This window comes from uncultured Winogradskyella sp., assembly GCF_947498005.1.
Taxonomy (GTDB): domain Bacteria; phylum Bacteroidota; class Bacteroidia; order Flavobacteriales; family Flavobacteriaceae; genus Winogradskyella.
In genome coordinates this window covers 127,245-145,127 of sequence record NZ_CANMIW010000008.1, presented here as the reverse complement: position 1 = coordinate 145,127, position 17,883 = coordinate 127,245, and the positions used below count along the sequence as shown (strand labels likewise).

The window sequence follows — 17,883 nt, the reverse complement described above, 5'->3', positions numbered from 1 at the left end:
AGGTGTTTTCATTAATGCTAAAGTATAAAAAATGATTAGGAAATGAGCATATTCAGTATTTTTTCACATATAAAATAGATGTATTGATATTAAATTATAAGATTGAAATAAATAAAATTAGTAATGTGAAATTAACTTAAATTAAAATTAAGATAACTTTAAAATTGTATTTTTGAAGTTCAATATTTAAAGTTTATTACCATGAAAAATATCTTCACTTTAGTTGCAGTTTTATTCTTGCTTAATTCTTGCGCCTCACAAAGTAATACGGTAAATACAAAGTCAGAAGTTACAGCACAAAAACCTTTAGAAGTAGCAACGGACCAAGGTACAAAGCTAGTAGTTGGTATTGTTGTAGACCAAATGCGATATGACTATTTAACGCGTTTTAACTCTAAATACGGAGAAGGGGGTTTTAAACGCCTTATTAATGAAGGTTTTAATTGTAAGAACAATCATTTTAACTATGTGCCAACATATACAGGTCCTGGTCATGCGTCAATCTATACAGGAACTACACCTAAATATCATGGTATAATTGGTAACAATTTTTATAATAAAGAAATTAAAGAAATGGTGTACTGTGCTCAAGATGATAATGTAACTTCTGTTGGTACAGAAGACAAGGCAGGTATGATGTCGCCAAATAGAATGCAAACCACAACATTTGGTGATGAAAATAGATTATTTACGCAAATGCAAGGTAAAACCATTGGTGTTTCATTAAAAGATAGAGGTGCAATACTGCCAGCTGGTCATACGGCAAACGCGGCATATTGGTTTCATGGAAAAAAAGAAGGCGTTTGGATTTCTAGTTCTTTTTATATGAATGAATTACCGCAATGGGTAAAGGATTTTAATTCTTCAGAGGCTGCACAATCGTATTTAAAAGTTTGGAATACACTTTATGATATTTCTACATACACTGAAAGTGGAGCTGATGAGAACAATTTTGAAGGTGGATTTAAAGGCAAGGAAACAGCAACCTTTCCTTACGACTTAAAGACTTTAAGTGAAACTAATAGGGGTTTTGATATACTAAAAGCGACACCTTATGGTAACAGCCTTACTACAGATTTTGCAATGGCAGCAGTAGCGGCAGAAAATTTGGGACAAGATGAAATTACAGATGTTTTGGCTGTTAGTTTTTCAGCTACAGATTACGTTGGGCATAATTTTGGTGTAAATTCTAAAGAGATTGAAGATACATACATTCGTTTAGATAAGGATTTAGAACGCTTTTTTAACTATTTAGATGCAACAGTTGGTAAAGGCGAATATACTGTGTTCTTAACTGCAGATCATGGTGCTATAGATGTACCATCTTATTTGCAATCAGTAAATGTACCAGCAGGATATGTTGATAATTATTCTAGAAAGAAAACGTTTAATGCGTTTTTAACTGAAACTTATGGAACAACTGATATTGTAGAAAATATTAGTAACAATCAAGTATTTATTGATAGGGCAAAAGTAAAAGCTTTAGGATTAAATCTCATCGATGTACAGAACGCAATTGCAATGGAACAGTTGAGTTATAAAAACGTTTCTAAAGTTTACACAGCAACAACATTAAGTTCCGCCGGATTTACAAATGGAGTGGAAGCGTTATTACAAAATGGATTTAACCAAAAGCGCTCTGGTGATGTTATTTTGGTAAATGATACGGCCTTTATTGCTTATGGGAAAACAGGTTCTACACACGGAAGTGCTTTAAACTACGATACACATGTACCATTATTATTCTTTGGCAATGGTATAAAGCATGGAGAAACATTAGAAAAGACTGTAATACCAGATATCGCACCAACTATTTCTGCACTTTTAGGGATTAGTTTTCCTAATGGAGCTACAGGGAGTGTTTTAGGATTTGTAATTGATTAAATTGATGATTTGAAAAGAAAGCCAATCTTTACCCTTATCGCTATTGTTATAGCAATTGCCATTTATAGTTACGACTTTTATCTTAATTCTAAATTAGAGGAAGGTATTGTAAATGAAGGGCAAACAGTTAAAGAAAGTACCAACGAATATTATTTACCTACAAGTACAACCCATCAAATTGTGCATCATCAAAACTATTCTTTGTCTTATAGTGAAGCTCATGAACAAGCAGAATGGGTTGCTTATGAATTAAAATCTTCACATTTAAGTTCTACAAATCATAAACGACCATATTTTGAAATTGATGAAAACGTAAAGACAGGAGCTGCGCATTGGCGAAATTATAAAAAATCGGGTTATGACAAGGGTCACTTGTGTCCTGCAGGTGATAGACGTTATACAAAAGCGGCTCACGATGAAACTTTTCTAACCAGTAATATTAGTCCGCAAGAACATAAATTTAATGCTGGCGTTTGGAATAGACTTGAACAGAAAGTTAGATATTGGGCTAAAAAGAACGATGGTATATTTGTTGTAACGGGTGGCGTTCTATCTGGTAGTATGAAAGCAATCGGCACTGAAAATGTTTCAGTTCCTAATCAATTTTATAAAGTGATTTTAGATAATACCAATGGTAACATTAAACTATTGGCCTTTTTATTGGATCATAAAGATTCAAATCTACCTTTATATAAGTTTGTGGTTTCTGTAGATGAGGTAGAATCGCTTACAGGTATTGATTTCTTTCCTGAGTTAGAAGATGATATCGAAACCAAATTAGAAGCCTCTAGCAGCTATAAAAACTGGAGTTTCTAATAAAAATTAGATGATTTTGTCTTGCTGAATTTAGTTCAGCATCTCAATAGGTAATAGGATCTTTTTTAATTATAAACTTAAAACTTTTCCTTAATGCCTTTCCAACGTAAATCGCGAATAAATTGACCTTCTTCTTTAGATACTAAATAGTCGACATTATTAGATTTTGCCCTAAAATATCCAGACATATAGTCTCTAAACAGTTTAATACTCTTCTTTTTATAAGCTAATTTTAAAGCTGAAATAAAAGTAATCGAAAAGCCATAACGCATTTTGTGCATAGCCTCACCTTGAAGATATTTTGACGCTTTATTGTAAGATTGTCCTGTTGGTTTAAGATGCTTTACATGGAGGCTCTCATCAGTGAAAATATCCCAACCATAATATTTAGCAAGCAATTCGTCTACTGTATCCCAACCCATTGATGCTTTTAGCTGTCCTATTTGGTTAAAACACGCTTTTCTATACGTTTTAAGCGCACCTCTAATGTGATCTTTATTCGTTAAGTTTTCTAAAACCCAACTGTTGTTCTTTTCAATATAACAGAAGCCAGATGCCATACCCAATTTTGGGTTAGATTTAAAATGTTTCGAAATTATTTCTAGATAATTAACAGGAAAAATAAGGTCTGCATCAAACTTACAAATCACATCATAATCATTATCTAAAGCGGCTAAACCCTTATAGAAGGCTTTAATTATTTTAGATCCAGGTAAATGTTTGTTAGAGGATGTTGAGTTAATTACCTTAATCCATTGGTGTTTTATAGCGTAGTCTTCGGCTATAGTTTGTGTGTTATCTGTGGAATTGTCATTTACTACAATAACAGCTTTTGGTAGTAAGGTTTGTTGCGTTAATGATTCTAAAGTTTTACCAATATAATCGTCTTCGTTATGTGCAGGAATGATGATGTAAAAGTTCAAATCTTGAAAATCGTTTTTTCAAAGTTAAGCCCTTTCTGCGTAAACAATATAATATCGTGGTGTAAACCTTCTTAGAATTGGTCTTATGCCTATTTTCTTAACAGGGTTTGTCCATTGTTGTCTGTCTTTAATAACCCAACCGGTTTTTTCTAAAAGCCAATCGAGTTGCCAATCTTCAAACTCATGGTAATGTCTATCTCTCATGTCGGTTTTACTTTTATAGGCTGAAGCAAACCATAATTTTAAAGGAATACTGATAACAATCTTATCTGCTTTTATCGATTTTAAAACCTCATAAGGGGATAGAAGATGTTCAAAAATTTCAAAAGCAGTAACCACTTTGGCAGTTGCATTTTCAATTTCAGAGCGGTCCTCATCTAAATCTATGCCTGAAGTGTTTTTTACCGTATAACCTTCAGAAATCATAATTTCCGATAATGGATTTATGACACCTAAATCTAAAATCGATTCTGATGTATCAATGTGTTTTTGTAAAAACTGAAGTGTGAGTTTAAATCGCTTATTTGGATATGTTTTTTCGTACATACTATTGTTCTAAACTCTGAGAATTCTTAATTAATACTGGTAAATAATAGCATTAATATTCATACCAGCGCCAACACTAGCAAATAGTATAATATCGCCTTTGTTTATGTCTTGGTTTTCTAACTGACCTTTTAAAATTAGATCATAAAGTGTAGGGACTGTGGCTACACTAGAATTTCCTAAAAGGTTAATAGACATTGGCATAATGCCTTCTGGCATTTCCATATCATATAATTTATAGAAACGTTGAACAATAGCTTCATCCATTTTTTCATTGGCTTGGTGGATTAGAATCTTTTTAACATCGTTAATAGACTTACCACTATTTTCTAAACAGGCTTTTAATGCTTTAGGAACATTAGAAAGAGCAAACTCATAAATCTTACGACCGTACATTTTTATATATCGACGTTCTTCAGTTATCTCTGTATTATAAGTTTCTCCAAAATGAATATAATGCGCTTCGTCTAAAGCAAATGTTGCTGTGTCGTGAGCTAATATTCCACCTTCTTCGTTATTCTCTTCTACAATTACAGCTCCTGCACCATCACTGTAAATCATTGAATCTCTATCGTGCGGATCAATAACTCGCGATAAGGTTTCTGAGCCAACTATTAGACAACGCTTAGCAAGACCAGACGCTATAAAAGCTTTGGCTTGTATAACACCTTCTATCCAACCAGGACAACCAAAAAGTAAATCGTAACCTACACATTTTGGATTTTTAATTTTTAATAGGTGCTTAACTCTAGAGGCAATACTAGGTACTGTGTCGCTCTGTTCGGTATTATGCTTAATGTCACCATAATTATGTGCAACTATGATGTAATCAATAGATTCTTTATCGATTTTTGCATCTTCTATAGCTTTCTGTGAAGCAAAAAATGCAATATCCGAGTTTACTAAATCTTTTTTTATATAACGACGTTCTTCAATGCCTGTAATGGCCTTGAACTTATTTACAATAACTTTATTTGGACTGTTAATTGCTGATCCATCTGCATTTAGAAATTCATGATCATAAAAATCCTCATTCTTTTCAATTGTGCTTGGTATATAACTTCCGGTTCCTATAATTCTAATCGCCATTGTTTTCTATTTTCATTACTGCGAAGTTAACTAATAATAAAGGCTTATCTTTTAATTACAGATTTAATGCTTTAATTTTTAAGAATATCGTAATTATTTTTAATTATATTCTAAAATACACAATAAAAGATGTGTTTTTCATGATTTTGAAAATGCAATTATAAGCCTTACATATAATCTTCTATAGGCGCACAGCTACAGATAAGATTCCTATCTCCAAAAGCATCATCTACACGTCTCACACTTGGCCAAAATTTGTTATCTCTAACAAATTCTAATGGAAACGCAGCGGCTTCTCTTGAATAAGGTAATAACCATTCATCAGAAGTTAACATGTCTAAAGTGTGCGGAGCATTCTTAAGCATATTATTAGCATCATCTTTAGAAGCTAAATCGATTTCTCTTCTAATAGAAATCATAGCGTCACAAAAACGATCCATTTCTGCTTTGCTTTCGCTTTCTGTTGGCTCAATCATCATAGTACCAGCAACTGGAAAAGAAACGGTTGGTGCATGAAATCCATAATCCATTAAACGCTTAGCAATATCAGTAACTTCTATTCCATTTGCTTTAAAATCTCTACAATCAATAATCATCTCGTGTGCCGCTCTTCCGTTTTCTCCAGAGTACAAAGTAGGATATGAGCCTTCTAATCTTTCTTTAATATAGTTGGCGTTAAGAATAGCCACCTCAGTAGATTTTTTTAGACCTCTATAACCTAACATTTTAATGTAGCCGTAAGAAATTAAGCATACCAGAGACGATCCAAATGGCGCGCCTGAAATTGCAGAAATTGCTTGGTGTCCACCCGTTTTTACTATTGGGTTTCCAGGTAAAAAAGGAACAAGTTGCTCAGCAACACATATTGGTCCTACACCTGGTCCACCACCACCATGAGGAATGGCAAATGTTTTGTGTAAATTTAAGTGACAAACATCTGCGCCAATATTACCAGGATTTGTTAATCCAACTTGAGCATTCATATTGGCACCATCCATATATACTTGGCCACCATTATCATGAATAATCTGTGTGATTTCTTTAATGGCAGATTCATAAACTCCATGTGTAGATGGATACGTTACCATCAATGCAGAAAGATTATCTTTATGTAATTCTGCTTTTTCTCTTAAATCTTCAACATCAATATTTCCGTTTTCAGACGCTTTAGTAACGACGACTTTCATACCTGCCATTACTGCACTTGCCGGATTTGTTCCGTGCGCAGAAGACGGGATTAAACAAATATTTCTGTGATGATCACCTCGAGATTCATGATATGCTTTTATAACCATTAAACCTGCAAACTCACCTTGAGCACCAGAGTTTGGTTGTAACGACGTCGCTGCGAAACCAGTGATTTCTGAAAGTTGATGTTCTAATTCATTCAACATTAACTTATAACCGATTGGTTGGTCTGCTGGTACAAAAGGGTGCATATTTCCCCAACTACTCCAACTTAATGGTAGCATTTCTGAGGCTGCATTTAATTTCATAGTACAAGATCCCAAAGAAATCATAGAATGATTTAACGCTAAATCTTTTCGCTCTAAACGTTTAATATAGCGCATTAATTCAGTTTCAGAATGATAGGTGTTAAAAACGTCGAATGCTAAAAATTCTGATTGGCGTGTTAAATGATCTGGAATTGTTTCAACAGCAGAAAGCGCTTCAATCTTGTCAGTTGTCTTATCTGTTACGGTTTCAAAAATTGAAATTATTTCATTTAAATCTGAAATGTTTGTGGTTTCATTTAAAGAAATAGTTACTGTATTGGTGTCTGGATAGTGAAAGTTAACTTCAGATTTTTCAGCTTCGTATTTTACTTTTACAGCATCTGCCTTTATTTGAAGTGTATCAAAATAGTGGGTGTTCACTTGCTCTAAACCTAAGGTTTCTAATGCATTAGCAAGTGTAGCTGTAGAGTTTTTTACTTTATCAGCTATAAAACTCAGGCCTTTTGGTCCATGATAAACAGCATACATACCTGCCATTACGGCTAAAAGTACTTGTGCTGTACAAATATTAGATGTTGCTTTATCTCTTTTAATATGTTGCTCTCTTGTTTGCAGCGCCATACGTAAGGCTCTGTTACCATTGGTATCCTTTGTAACACCAATTATTCTTCCTGGTACATCGCGCTTATATGCTTCTTTAGTCGCAAAATATGCAGCATGAGGTCCTCCATAACCCATTGGGATTCCGAAACGTTGCGTTGTGCCAACAACAACATCTGCTCCAAATTTACCTGGAGCTTCAAGTTTTACTAAACTTAAAATGTCAGCAGCTACGGCTACTTTTATGTTTTCGGCATTTGCTTTCTCAATAAAAGATTTGATATCAGTAATCTGTCCATTTTTCCCTGGATATTGCAATAACGCTCCAAAGTATTCACTAGACAAGTTATATTCGGCTTCATTACCAATAACTAATTCTATACCAATTGGGTTCGCTCTTGTTTCTAATAATGAAATAGTTTGTGGTAAAACTAAATCTGAAACAAAGAATTTATTAACATTTGCTTTCTTTTGGCTGCGATCTCTTACTGCAAATAATAATGACATAGCTTCTGCTGCTGCAGTACTTTCATCTAAAAGTGATGCGTTTGCAATTTCCATACCTGTTAAATCAATAACCATGGTTTGGAAATTTAATAAAGCTTCTAAACGACCTTGCGCAATCTCTGCTTGGTAAGGTGTATAGGCTGTGTACCAACCTGGATTTTCTAAAATATTACGCTGAATAACTGCAGGTAAATTAGTAGGATGGTATCCTAAACCTATATAAGATTTATAAACTTTATTAAGTTGAGATAATTTATAAATATGACTTAAATATTCTTGCTCGCTCATAGCAGCATCTAGATTTAAATCTTTTTCTAACCGTATGTTATCCGGAATAGTTTCCGTAACTAACTGTTCAATATTTTTAACACCAATAGTGTTTAACATGGCGTCTTGTTCGTTAGAATTTGGTCCAATATGTCTAAGTGCAAAAGAGGTCGTATCCATATAAAAATTATATATTATTTATGTTTTGCAAAAATACAGATTTAGCTACGTTTTTATGTTAATGCTAATTAAAGTTTTTAACCGAAAGCAGAGGTTATTAACACAAATGTTATTTTTGTTTTATGCAAGTAGTGAAACGCATTTTTAATTTTTATTTAAATAGCAGTATACATGTGGCTTTGGTTGCCACTTCACTGGTTTGGGTAACCTTTATTGAATTTAATTTAGACTACGATAAGGATCTTTTTGGATTTGTTTTTTTTGCTAGTATATCTGGATATAATTTTGTAAAATATTTTGGAGTTGCTAAGTTTCATCATAGAAGATTGGCTAACTGGCTTAAGGTTATTCAAATATTCTCATTCGTTGCGTTTTTAGGAATGTGTTATTATGCTTTTTATCTTAATACAAAAGCATTGATACTTATTGCCATATTAGGCGTCGTTACTTTTTTTTATGCAATACCTATAATGATACCTAAACATTATTTGTTTGACGATCATAAAAACTTAAGACAAATAGGAGGTTTAAAGGTTTATCTGATAGCATTAGTTTGGACCTTTACAACTGTTTTTTTGCCTGTAGTAAATAATGACATTTCTATAAACTCTGATGTGATTTTTACAGGAGCTCAACGATTCTGCTTTGTATTGGCCTTAATGCTGCCTTTTGAAATAAGAGATTTGAATTATGATAGTATAAAGTTGGCAACAATACCTCAAAAAATAGGCATAAAAAAAACCAAAATATTTGGTGTTTTTCTTTTAGTTGTTTTTGTGTTATTAAACTATTTTAAAGATGAATTAAGCTCAGCGCTAATTATTTCTACAATAAGTATATCTATTCTAACGCTAGTTTTTATTGTAATTTCACATAAAGATCAATCTAAATATCACAGTTCATTTTGGGTAGAAAGTATACCAATGGTTTGGTTGTTAACCTTGATTCTGCTTCGCTAATTCCTCGTTAAAATGTTTTTCTAGTTTGTTGCGTTCTTCCGTTTTTAAGCACTTAACATCAGCTTTCTCTAAGTTTTCAGTTAACTTTTGGTTCTTTTTAGAATAGTTTTTTGTAATGCCACAGTAAATTAGACGCACGTTAAGTTTAAAGCGTTCCCAACCAGATGCTTCGCCATATTGCGCTTTATCGCAAATATGCTGAGCTTCATCACAGCTAATAAATAAAAAACTTTTTTTCATTTTTAATGTTCAGTTATGATAATAATCACTCTAATTAAACCAATTATCTTCCATGCAATCTGCTAAAGCAGTTCTAGCTCTATGGATTATTACCCAAAGGTTAGACGCAGAAATATTTAATTCATTACAAATAGTTTCAGTATCATAATTTAAAATAGTTTTCATTTTGAAAACATCAGCCTGTTTTTGTGGGATTTTCTCTATACAATCGTAAATAGCATCTCCTAATTCTGAATTCACTAAAGTGTCTTCTGCAGTTTTGTCAAATGGGTCAGATACACGTTCTTCTAGCCAGTCACCTTCTGATTCTTCGCTATTAATGTAACCCATTCTAACTTCAGCTTTACCTTTATTAGAATTAATTTTGCGGTAATAATCAATAATTTTTCGTTTTAAAATAGAAATTAGCCACGTACGTTCGCTAGCTTCTCCTTTAAAGTTTTTCATTGATTTTAGACCAGCTAAAAATGTCTCGGAAATTAAATCCTGCGCTATTTCTCTATCATTTACACGAGTAATTGTGTAATTAAAGAGATAATCAGAATATAGTTTCACCCAATTATTTGGATCTATTTTGTGCTTAGGCATTTTTCAATTTCATTGCTTTGTCAAAAATAAGTTAAAATTTTGAGAAACTACTCTATGAATTAATAAGTGTACTTAAAGCTTTTTCAATTTTATGATGTTTAAATTTAAACCCGTTATTTATTAAATTTTCGGGTATTACATTTCTACTTTTAAGAACTAGTTCTGGTTCAGTTCTTATTAATTTTGCTCCTAATTTAATGAGCCATTTTGGTTGTGGTAGCCCGATTGAAACTTTTAAAACATGTCTTAGAGATTTCATTAAATAGGCGTTTGTAGTAGGTTGAGGTGAGACAATATTAAATGTTCCTGACAGCTCATTTTCTATGATAAAATTTATGGCTCTCGCAAAATCAGTTTCATGAATCCAACTCACTTTTTGTTTTCCATGCCATTGTTTTCCCCCTAAACCAAGTTTACTTAATGATTTTAAAGGCAATAAGGCACCTCCATTTTTTCCTAAAACTATAGACGTTCTTAGTATAACTTTTTTTGTATTCGGAGGTTCAAATTTATTAAATACGGCTTCCCATGACTTAGCAATATTCATTGAAAAATCGTTACCAATATCGCCATTTGCCTCTGTCATTTGTTTAATGTAAGAATCCTTATATATAGTTGAAGTGGACATGTTCAACCACATTTTAGGAGGATTTATATTTTGAAGAATTGCTTTGCCTAAAATATGAGTAGAATTAATACGAGAATCATGAATTAGTCTTTTATTTTTTACTGTATATCTGCAATCTACCGATTTCCCTGTAAGATTTATTAAGACATCTGCACCTTCAAGATGATTTACCCATTGACCTAAATCTTTTGCATTCCAATAGGTGTGATTTGATTTAGTAGGTTGTCGTGTTAAAATTAGGGTTTCAAATCCTTTATTAGCGAAATAATTCTCTAAGACTTTACCTAAAAATCCTGTTCCACCTGCTATAATTATTTTTTTTGGTTTCATATTTATAATTTTAAGTTTTATGCGATGGCTTGTTGTGGTTTTGGCTTTGCTATAGTTTGTTGTAAAATTCCTTTTTCTACAGATACAAAAGAACCATCTACAACACAAGATTTGATATATTTTGCATTTTTGAATGCATCAGGAAGCATAGTAATTATAGTCTTATCGATTTCTATGTTGGCAGATTTATATAATTCCCAAGGTTTGTGTTGAATTTTATACTGAAAGGTTGTTGTACTATTATTTTTAACAAAAGCAATGTATCTGTCTACAACGAATTCATCAAATGAGCCTTGTTTTAAAACTTTTGATTCTTTAAACGTGTTTGCTTTAATATTCATTTTCTTATAAGAATATTTTAGAGCTTGAGTTTTATTTGAATAAGTTTTATTTAATTGAATCTTTCTATAGAAATATGGTTCGTTATAAAATAGATTGGCAGTTAATGCTATGAGTGGTTTTGGTGCAAATTCTCTTATAAATACAACACCTTTGGAGCCATCGATTGTTGATTTTGCGTAAAACCGGAAATTGATTTGCCCAAAATCTTGATGAAAAGGAACTTTAATACCAAAGAATTTTACTTTAGAAAATGTAAATGCTACAATGCTCATTAAGGCTTTGCCATTGAATAAATCGAGTTCTGTATTGTTTGGCAAATAAGATTCTAAAATTTCTTCCTCCACTTCAAAAGTTGAAATAATTAGGTCTTCCCAATGTCCTGTCATGAAAATGTTGTTGCTATGGTTGTTCTTAGATGTCATGATATAAGTTTTTTACATTATTTAATAGCCAGACAAAATATATAGCTATAGACATTGGTATAATGATTATGCCTAACCACCAAAGGTCATTGAGATCTATTTCAATGAGCCAACCAATTCCGTAAATGGTAACAAGTAGCCAATAGGTTAGGAGTTGTTTCTTGTTGTGATTTTTTAATTGTTTCCAAAAACATGTTACACTTATTGCGCTCAATAGTTGAATAGCTCCCAAGACGACTTGAGCATATAAACCTAATAAGAATGTTAGATAAAGTACTAAGGTAATTATTAAGACGATCTTGTTTAATTGGTATAAGGTTTTCATAATTCTGTTAATTTTAAACTTTCAGAAAACATTGAAAGATGTATTTAAATTTTTTTATTTTAATAATTTGATAATTGACTTAGTTAACCAATTTTGTTTTTGAGTTACTAACTTATTAAGCATAGCGTCCGCATTTACGCTTAAATCATGTAAAGCTTTTGTTTGTTTTATTAACTCTTTCGTTTTATCCGTACCATCGTCTTTAATAGAAGACACATCATCTAGCACTTTTATAACAGGTTGAATTTCTCTTCTGCTTCTTTCCTTGGCAATTATTCGGGTTAACTCTTGTACATCTTTTTCAGTCGTAAAAAACTCTTTACGTTCCCCAGAAACTAAAACTTTGGTTACAATTCCCCAATCCATAAGTTGTCTTAAATTCATGCTGGTGTTGCCACGAGAAATTTTAAGATCCTCCATAATGTCCTCCATAGACAACGGTTTTGTAGAAATAAAAAGTAGTGCTTGTATTTGTGCCATGGCTTTATTTATGCCCCAAAGTGAGCCTAAACTTCCCCAAGTACCAATAAATTTTTCTTTAGCTTCTAAATATTCCATACGGCAAATATATAATATTTTTTAAACTTTCAGTAATTATTGAAAGTTTAATTTGTAAAAAAAGAGAGTTTTTTGTTGACTCTCTTTTTGTAAGCTCTTTTATTTTAATAAACCAGCACGTCTTAATAAGGCTTCAGGTTTTGGTTCTTGACCTCTAAACTTCTTATACAAGGTCATTGGGTTTTCTGTTCCACCTTGTGAGAGCACATAGGTTTTAAATTTGTCAGCAACCGTTTTGTTAAAAATACCTTCTTCTTTAAAATACTCAAAAGCATCAGCATCTAAAACTTCGGCCCATTTATAACTGTAGTAACCAGAAGAATATCCACCTTGAAAAATATGCGAGAATGACGTACTCATGCAATTCTCTGCCACATCTGGATATAAACTAGTATCTCCAAAAGCTTCAACTTCATGTGCTTTTACATCTGTTATATCTGAAGGGTCAATACCATGCCAAGACATATCTAATAATCCAAAACTAATTTGACGTAAGGTTTGCATACCTTCGTGAAACGTTGATGATGCTGTAATTTTATCAATTAATTCCATAGGAATTACTTCCCCTGTTTCATAATGCGTAGCAAATAACTCTAAAGCTTCTTTTTGGTAACACCAATTTTCTAAAATCTGACTTGGTAATTCTACAAAATCCCAAAACACACTTGTGCCAGATAAACTTGGATACGTGGTATTGGCTAGCATGCCGTGAAGTCCGTGGCCAAACTCATGAAACAAGGTGGTTACTTCATTAAATGTTAATAATGAAGGTTTGCTTTTTGTTGGTTTGGTAAAATTACAAACGTTAGAAATGTGTGGTCTTTCGTTTTTACCATTTTTAATCATTTGTGGTTTGTAAGACGTCATCCAAGCACCATTTCGTTTGCCTGCTCTTGGGAAAAAATCAGCATAGAAAATAGACACTAATTCGCCTTCGGCATCAGTAACTTTATAGGTTAAAACATCTTCGTGGTATTTATCTATAGTATCAATTTCTTCAAACTGTAATCCGAACAATTTTTCTGCAACCTGAAATGCACCATTGATAACGTTTTCTAACTTAAAATAAGGCTTCAGCTGCTCGTCATCTAAATCAAATAATTTTTGTTTTAATTTTTCAGAATAATAACTAGAATCCCATTTTTGTAATTGGTCTATACCATCTAAATCTTTAGCAAATTCTTCAAGTTTTTTAAATTCTGCTTTTGCAGCTGGTTTGGCTTTGTCTAGTAATTCATTTAAAAACGAGGTTACTTTTTCTGGCGTTTGTGCCATGCGTTCTTCTAAAACAAAATGTGCGTGAGATTTATAGCTTAAAAGTTGCGCACGTTCAAAACGAAGTTTAGCAATCTTAAGAACAATATCTTGGTTGTCTAAGTCATCATTCTGAAATCCTTTTCTGCCAAAGGCTTTAGATAATTCTTCACGTAATGCTCTATTGTCTGCATAAGTCATGAACGGAATATAACTTGGGTAATCTAGTGTAATTAGCCAGCCGTCTTTATCTTTGCTCTCTGCCAATTGTTTAGCAGCTTCTTTTGCGCCATCAGGTAAGCCAGCCAAATCATCTTCGTTAATAAGATGCATTTCAAACTTATTAGTTTCAGCTAAAATATGCTCACCAAATTTTAATTTTAATTGGCTTAATTCTTTGTCAATAGCTCTTAGTTTTTCCTTTTTGTCTTCTGGTAAATTAGCACCATTTCTAGAGAACCCTTTATATTTTTTGTCGAGAAGTGTTTCTTGCTCTGTGGTTAACTCTAAAGTAGATTTAGAATTGTAAACCGTTTTTACACGTTTAAATAAATCTTCATTTAAAGTAATATCATTGCTAAATTCGGAAAGTAAAGGCGATACCTCCTGTGCTATTTTCTGAATTTCTTCGTTAGTTTCAGCTGAATTTAAATTGAAGAAAATACTAGATAAGCGATCTAATTCTTCACCAGAATAATCTAAGGCTTCAATAGTGTTTTCAAAAGTTGGTGCCTCGCTATTATTTACAATAGCATCAATCTCAGCTTTCGACTTTTTGATACCTTCTTTAAAAGCGGGTAAATAATCTTCTGTTTTTATTTGAGAAAAAGGTGCTGTATTATAGGCTGTGTTGAAGGGTTTATTTAGAATTGTCATGTTTTAATTTTATATTTAAATAGTTGACAGTCTGTTTTTTAACGAAACGTTAAGAGAGTAAATACTATCACTTGCTATATCTTTGCAAAATCTTAAGAGTGATACAGTTACTACTCAGATTTGATTAATAGCTGAAAAGCCTTGACGTAAGTTGAGGCTTTTTTATAAATCTTTCGCAGAATCATAAACTTTAGCTTTTAAGCCGTCTTTATATTCAATTACTTTATTAAGAACATTTGGGTTAGAACTGCCTATAATTTGTGCAGCTAAAATACCAGCATTTTTAGCACCATTTAGTGCAACTGTTGCTACAGGAACGCCTCCTGGCATTTGTAAAATAGACAAAACAGAATCCCAACCATCAATAGAGTTACTGCTCTTTACAGGTACTCCAATAATTGGTAAAGGCGATAAAGATGCTACCATACCTGGTAAATGTGCTGCACCACCTGCACCAGCAATAATTACTTGGATACCTCTTGTATGTGCATTTTTACTATAATCGAATAATTTTTCTGGTGTTCTATGTGCAGAAACAATATCGACTTCAATAGCAATATCGAACTCTTTTAAAATATCTATAGCGTCTTGCATAACTGGCATGTCGCTTTTACTTCCCATTATAATTCCTACTTTACTCATCGTTATTCACTAATTACTTCAATTGTTTGTTTTACCTTTTCTGCAATTTCTCTTGCCATTGCAATATCTTTATTTACAATAGTAACATGTCCCATTTTGCGGAAAGGTCGTGTTTGTTTTTTACCATAGATATGTGGTGTAACGCCATCTAAGGCCATTATGTTTTCTATGTTTTTATAAACGACATCACCAGTATATCCTTCTTTACCAACAAGGTTAACCATAACACCAGCAACTTTACTTTCGGTATTTCCTAAAGGCAATCCAAAAACACATCGTATCTGTTGTTCAAATTGAGATGTATAGCTGCCTTCTATACTATAATGGCCAGAGTTATGCGGTCTTGGCGCAACTTCATTAACTAAAATTTCGTCGTCTTTAGTTTGAAACATTTCAACTGCTAATAAGCCAACATGTTTAAATTCGTTTGCAACCTTCAACGCTACGGCTTCTGCTTTTTTTGCGATATTATCGGGTATTCTCGCAGGACAAATAACATACTCAACCTGGTTGGCATCTGGATGAAACTCCATCTCAACCACAGGATATGTCTTAACCAATCCTTTTTCGTTTCTAGCAACAATTACGGCCAATTCATTTTTAAATGGAATCAGTTTTTCTGCTATACATTCTACATTTGGTAAGTCAACCAGATCTCTTTCACTTCTTACAACTTTTACACCTGTACCATCGTAACCAAAACGTGCGCTTTTCCAAACAAAGGGATATTTTAATCCACCATTTTCTACGGCTTCATGAATCTCTGAGGTGAACGCAAATCTTGAAAACTCTGCAGTAGGAATATCATGGTCTTGATAAAATAATTTCTGGGTTGCTTTATTCTGTATCGTCCTTAAGGTTTTAGAGGAAGGGTAAACTTTTACGCCTTGTTTTTCTAAAGTTTCGAGAGCATCTACATTAACATTTTCTATTTCAAAAGTTAACACATCTAGGTTTTGGCCAAAATCAACCACAGTTTGGTAATCTAATAGGTCACCAACCGTGAATTCATTACAAGCAAGGCGAGATGGTGCGTCAGTACTAGGATCTAATACGCAGGTGTAAATGTCAAATTTACGCGTGTCGTAGAGCATCATTTTGCCAAGTTGTCCACCACCAAGAATTCCGAGTTTAAAATTAGAAGAAAAATAGTTCATTAACTTGAGTTGTTCCCGATTAGATGGGAATCTTATTTTTAAGATTAAAAATTCTGCTTTTCAGCAACAAAAATAAGCTAAAAATGATATATACTTCTAAATTCGTAAATCAAAAAATCGTCAATCGCCAATCAATTGATTATCTTTGCAAATCTAAAATTATATCAAAGTGATAAAGCTTCACGATTTATACTTCAAACCTTTTATATCTGAAAAAGAAATAGATACTGCTGTTCAAAAAATGGTGGATGCAATTGCAGAAGATTTGGGAGATGAAGTTCCAGTTTTTATTGGTATTATGAATGGCTCATTTATGTTAGTGAGTGATTTTGTAAAGAAATATCCAAAACCTTGTGAAGTTACTTTTATAAAATTGGCATCTTATGAAGGTGTTAAATCTACTGATGATATTCAACGCTTAATTGGCCTTACTCAAGATTTAACAGGAAGAACTGTTGTTATTCTTGAAGATATCATTGATACAGGTAATACGTTAGAAGAAGTTCATCGTATTTTTAAAAATGAAAATGTAAAACAGTTGCTTATTGCAACTTTATTCTATAAACCAGAAGCATACAATAAAGATTTTAAACTTCATTACGTTGGTATGGAGATTCCTAACAAGTTTATCGTTGGCTACGGCTTAGATTATGATGGCTTAGGGAGAGATTTACCAGACGTTTATCAATTAAAAACCACACAACACATGACAAACTTAGTGCTATTTGGACCTCCTGGTGCAGGTAAAGGAACCCAAGCTAATTTTTTAAAAGAAAAATACGATTTAATTCATATTTCAACTGGCGACGTTTTTAGATTTAATATTAAAAACGAAACTGCTTTGGGAATGTTAGCAAAGTCTTTTATGGATAAAGGAGAATTAGTTCCAGATCAGGTAACTATTGATATGTTAAATAAAGAGGTTGAGAAAAATGCCGATGCTAAAGGGTTTATTTTCGATGGTTTTCCTAGAACAAATGCACAAGCTAAAGCGTTAGACGAATTAATGGATAGTAAAGATTCTCAAATTAATGCTATGGTTGCTTTAGAAGTAGACGATGAAGTGTTAGTTGGTCGTTTACTAGAAAGAGGAAAAACTAGTGGACGTGCTGATGATGCAGATGAAAGTATTATTAGAAACAGAATTAAAGAATATTACAATAAAACAGCAATTTTAAAGGACTATTACGCTGAGCAAAATAAATATTTTGGTGTTGATGGTGTAGGTAGTATCGAAGATATTACTGTACGTTTAAGTGCTGTGATTGATAAACTTTAGTTTGTCGTTCCTGC

The 17,883-nt window shown here is 32.7% G+C and carries 17 protein-coding genes; 4 read left to right on the top strand and 13 right to left on the bottom strand.

Annotated elements, in window-relative coordinates; all coding sequences use genetic code 11:
* Positions 1 to 201 precede the first annotated feature (201 nt).
* The gene (pafA, locus tag Q0891_RS14700) at positions 202 to 1,884 is read left to right on the top strand and encodes an alkaline phosphatase PafA (protein ID WP_299102787.1); all 1,683 of its coding nucleotides are present in this window, start codon (positions 202 to 204) and stop codon (positions 1,882 to 1,884) included.
* Between the two features lie 9 nt (positions 1,885 to 1,893).
* A complete protein-coding gene (locus Q0891_RS14695; RefSeq protein WP_299102785.1) occupies positions 1,894 to 2,700 on the top strand; it encodes a DNA/RNA non-specific endonuclease in 807 nt (268 codons plus the stop codon).
* Between the two features lie 77 nt (positions 2,701 to 2,777).
* On the opposite strand, the gene Q0891_RS14690 is transcribed toward Q0891_RS14695, so the two are convergent.
* The 4 genes from Q0891_RS14690 to gcvP all read right to left on the bottom strand — a co-directional run bounded on the left by Q0891_RS14690 (position 2,778) and on the right by gcvP (position 8,269).
* Positions 2,778 to 3,623: a glycosyltransferase family 2 protein gene (locus tag Q0891_RS14690; protein WP_299102783.1), complete on the bottom strand. Its 846-nt coding sequence runs from the start codon at positions 3,621 to 3,623 to the stop codon at positions 2,778 to 2,780.
* A gap of 24 nt (positions 3,624 to 3,647) precedes the next feature.
* Positions 3,648 to 4,169 carry a methyltransferase gene (locus Q0891_RS14685; protein ID WP_299102781.1) on the bottom strand — a complete coding sequence of 174 codons (522 nt, stop codon included), beginning with the start codon at positions 4,167 to 4,169 and terminating at the stop codon, positions 3,648 to 3,650.
* Positions 4,170 to 4,199: 30 nt separating this feature from the next.
* On the bottom strand, positions 4,200 to 5,258 hold the full coding sequence (locus Q0891_RS14680; protein ID WP_299102779.1) for a 3-oxoacyl-ACP synthase III family protein: 1,059 nt from the start codon (positions 5,256 to 5,258) through the stop codon (positions 4,200 to 4,202).
* Between the two features lie 167 nt (positions 5,259 to 5,425).
* A complete protein-coding gene (gcvP, locus tag Q0891_RS14675) occupies positions 5,426 to 8,269 on the bottom strand; it encodes an aminomethyl-transferring glycine dehydrogenase (protein ID WP_299102777.1) in 2,844 nt (947 codons plus the stop codon).
* A gap of 122 nt (positions 8,270 to 8,391) precedes the next feature.
* On the opposite strand from gcvP, the gene Q0891_RS14670 reads away from it, so the two are divergent.
* Positions 8,392 to 9,228, top strand: coding sequence for a hypothetical protein (locus Q0891_RS14670; protein ID WP_299102775.1), 837 nt, complete (start codon positions 8,392 to 8,394; stop codon positions 9,226 to 9,228).
* Here the strand turns inward: Q0891_RS14670 and Q0891_RS14665 are convergent.
* The 9 genes from Q0891_RS14665 to Q0891_RS14625 all read right to left on the bottom strand — a co-directional run bounded on the left by Q0891_RS14665 (position 9,205) and on the right by Q0891_RS14625 (position 16,590).
* Positions 9,205 to 9,468 (bottom strand): hypothetical protein, encoded by a 264-nt coding sequence (locus Q0891_RS14665; RefSeq protein ID WP_299102773.1) that lies wholly within the window; start codon positions 9,466 to 9,468, stop codon positions 9,205 to 9,207. The genes Q0891_RS14670 and Q0891_RS14665 overlap by 24 nt on opposite strands.
* A 30-nt stretch (positions 9,469 to 9,498) precedes the next feature.
* Positions 9,499 to 10,056: a sigma-70 family RNA polymerase sigma factor gene (locus tag Q0891_RS14660; protein ID WP_299102771.1), complete on the bottom strand. Its 558-nt coding sequence runs from the start codon at positions 10,054 to 10,056 to the stop codon at positions 9,499 to 9,501.
* A gap of 52 nt (positions 10,057 to 10,108) precedes the next feature.
* Positions 10,109 to 11,014 (bottom strand): TIGR01777 family oxidoreductase, encoded by a 906-nt coding sequence (locus Q0891_RS14655; RefSeq protein WP_299102769.1) that lies wholly within the window; start codon positions 11,012 to 11,014, stop codon positions 10,109 to 10,111.
* A gap of 17 nt (positions 11,015 to 11,031) precedes the next feature.
* Complete coding sequence (locus tag Q0891_RS14650; RefSeq protein WP_299102767.1) at positions 11,032 to 11,778, bottom strand: DUF2071 domain-containing protein; 747 nt, start codon at positions 11,776 to 11,778, stop codon at positions 11,032 to 11,034.
* Entirely contained in the window at positions 11,768 to 12,103 is a 336-nt protein-coding gene (locus tag Q0891_RS14645; RefSeq protein ID WP_299102765.1) for a hypothetical protein, read from the bottom strand. The genes Q0891_RS14650 and Q0891_RS14645 overlap by 11 nt, the downstream gene beginning before the upstream one ends.
* Positions 12,104 to 12,157: 54 nt before the next feature.
* Entirely contained in the window at positions 12,158 to 12,661 is a 504-nt protein-coding gene (locus Q0891_RS14640; protein ID WP_299102763.1) for an ArsR family transcriptional regulator, read from the bottom strand.
* Positions 12,662 to 12,760: 99 nt separating this feature from the next.
* Complete coding sequence (locus tag Q0891_RS14635; RefSeq protein ID WP_299102762.1) at positions 12,761 to 14,791, bottom strand: M3 family metallopeptidase; 2,031 nt, start codon at positions 14,789 to 14,791, stop codon at positions 12,761 to 12,763.
* A gap of 162 nt (positions 14,792 to 14,953) precedes the next feature.
* On the bottom strand, positions 14,954 to 15,433 hold the full coding sequence (purE, locus tag Q0891_RS14630; protein ID WP_299102760.1) for a 5-(carboxyamino)imidazole ribonucleotide mutase: 480 nt from the start codon (positions 15,431 to 15,433) through the stop codon (positions 14,954 to 14,956).
* A gap of 2 nt (positions 15,434 to 15,435) precedes the next feature.
* On the bottom strand, positions 15,436 to 16,590 hold the full coding sequence (locus Q0891_RS14625) for a 5-(carboxyamino)imidazole ribonucleotide synthase (protein WP_299102758.1): 1,155 nt from the start codon (positions 16,588 to 16,590) through the stop codon (positions 15,436 to 15,438).
* A 169-nt stretch (positions 16,591 to 16,759) separates the two neighbouring features.
* Between Q0891_RS14625 and Q0891_RS14620 the strand changes: the two genes are divergently transcribed.
* Positions 16,760 to 17,869, top strand: coding sequence for an adenylate kinase (locus Q0891_RS14620; protein WP_299102756.1), 1,110 nt, complete (start codon positions 16,760 to 16,762; stop codon positions 17,867 to 17,869).
* Positions 17,870 to 17,883: the final 14 nt, after the last annotated feature.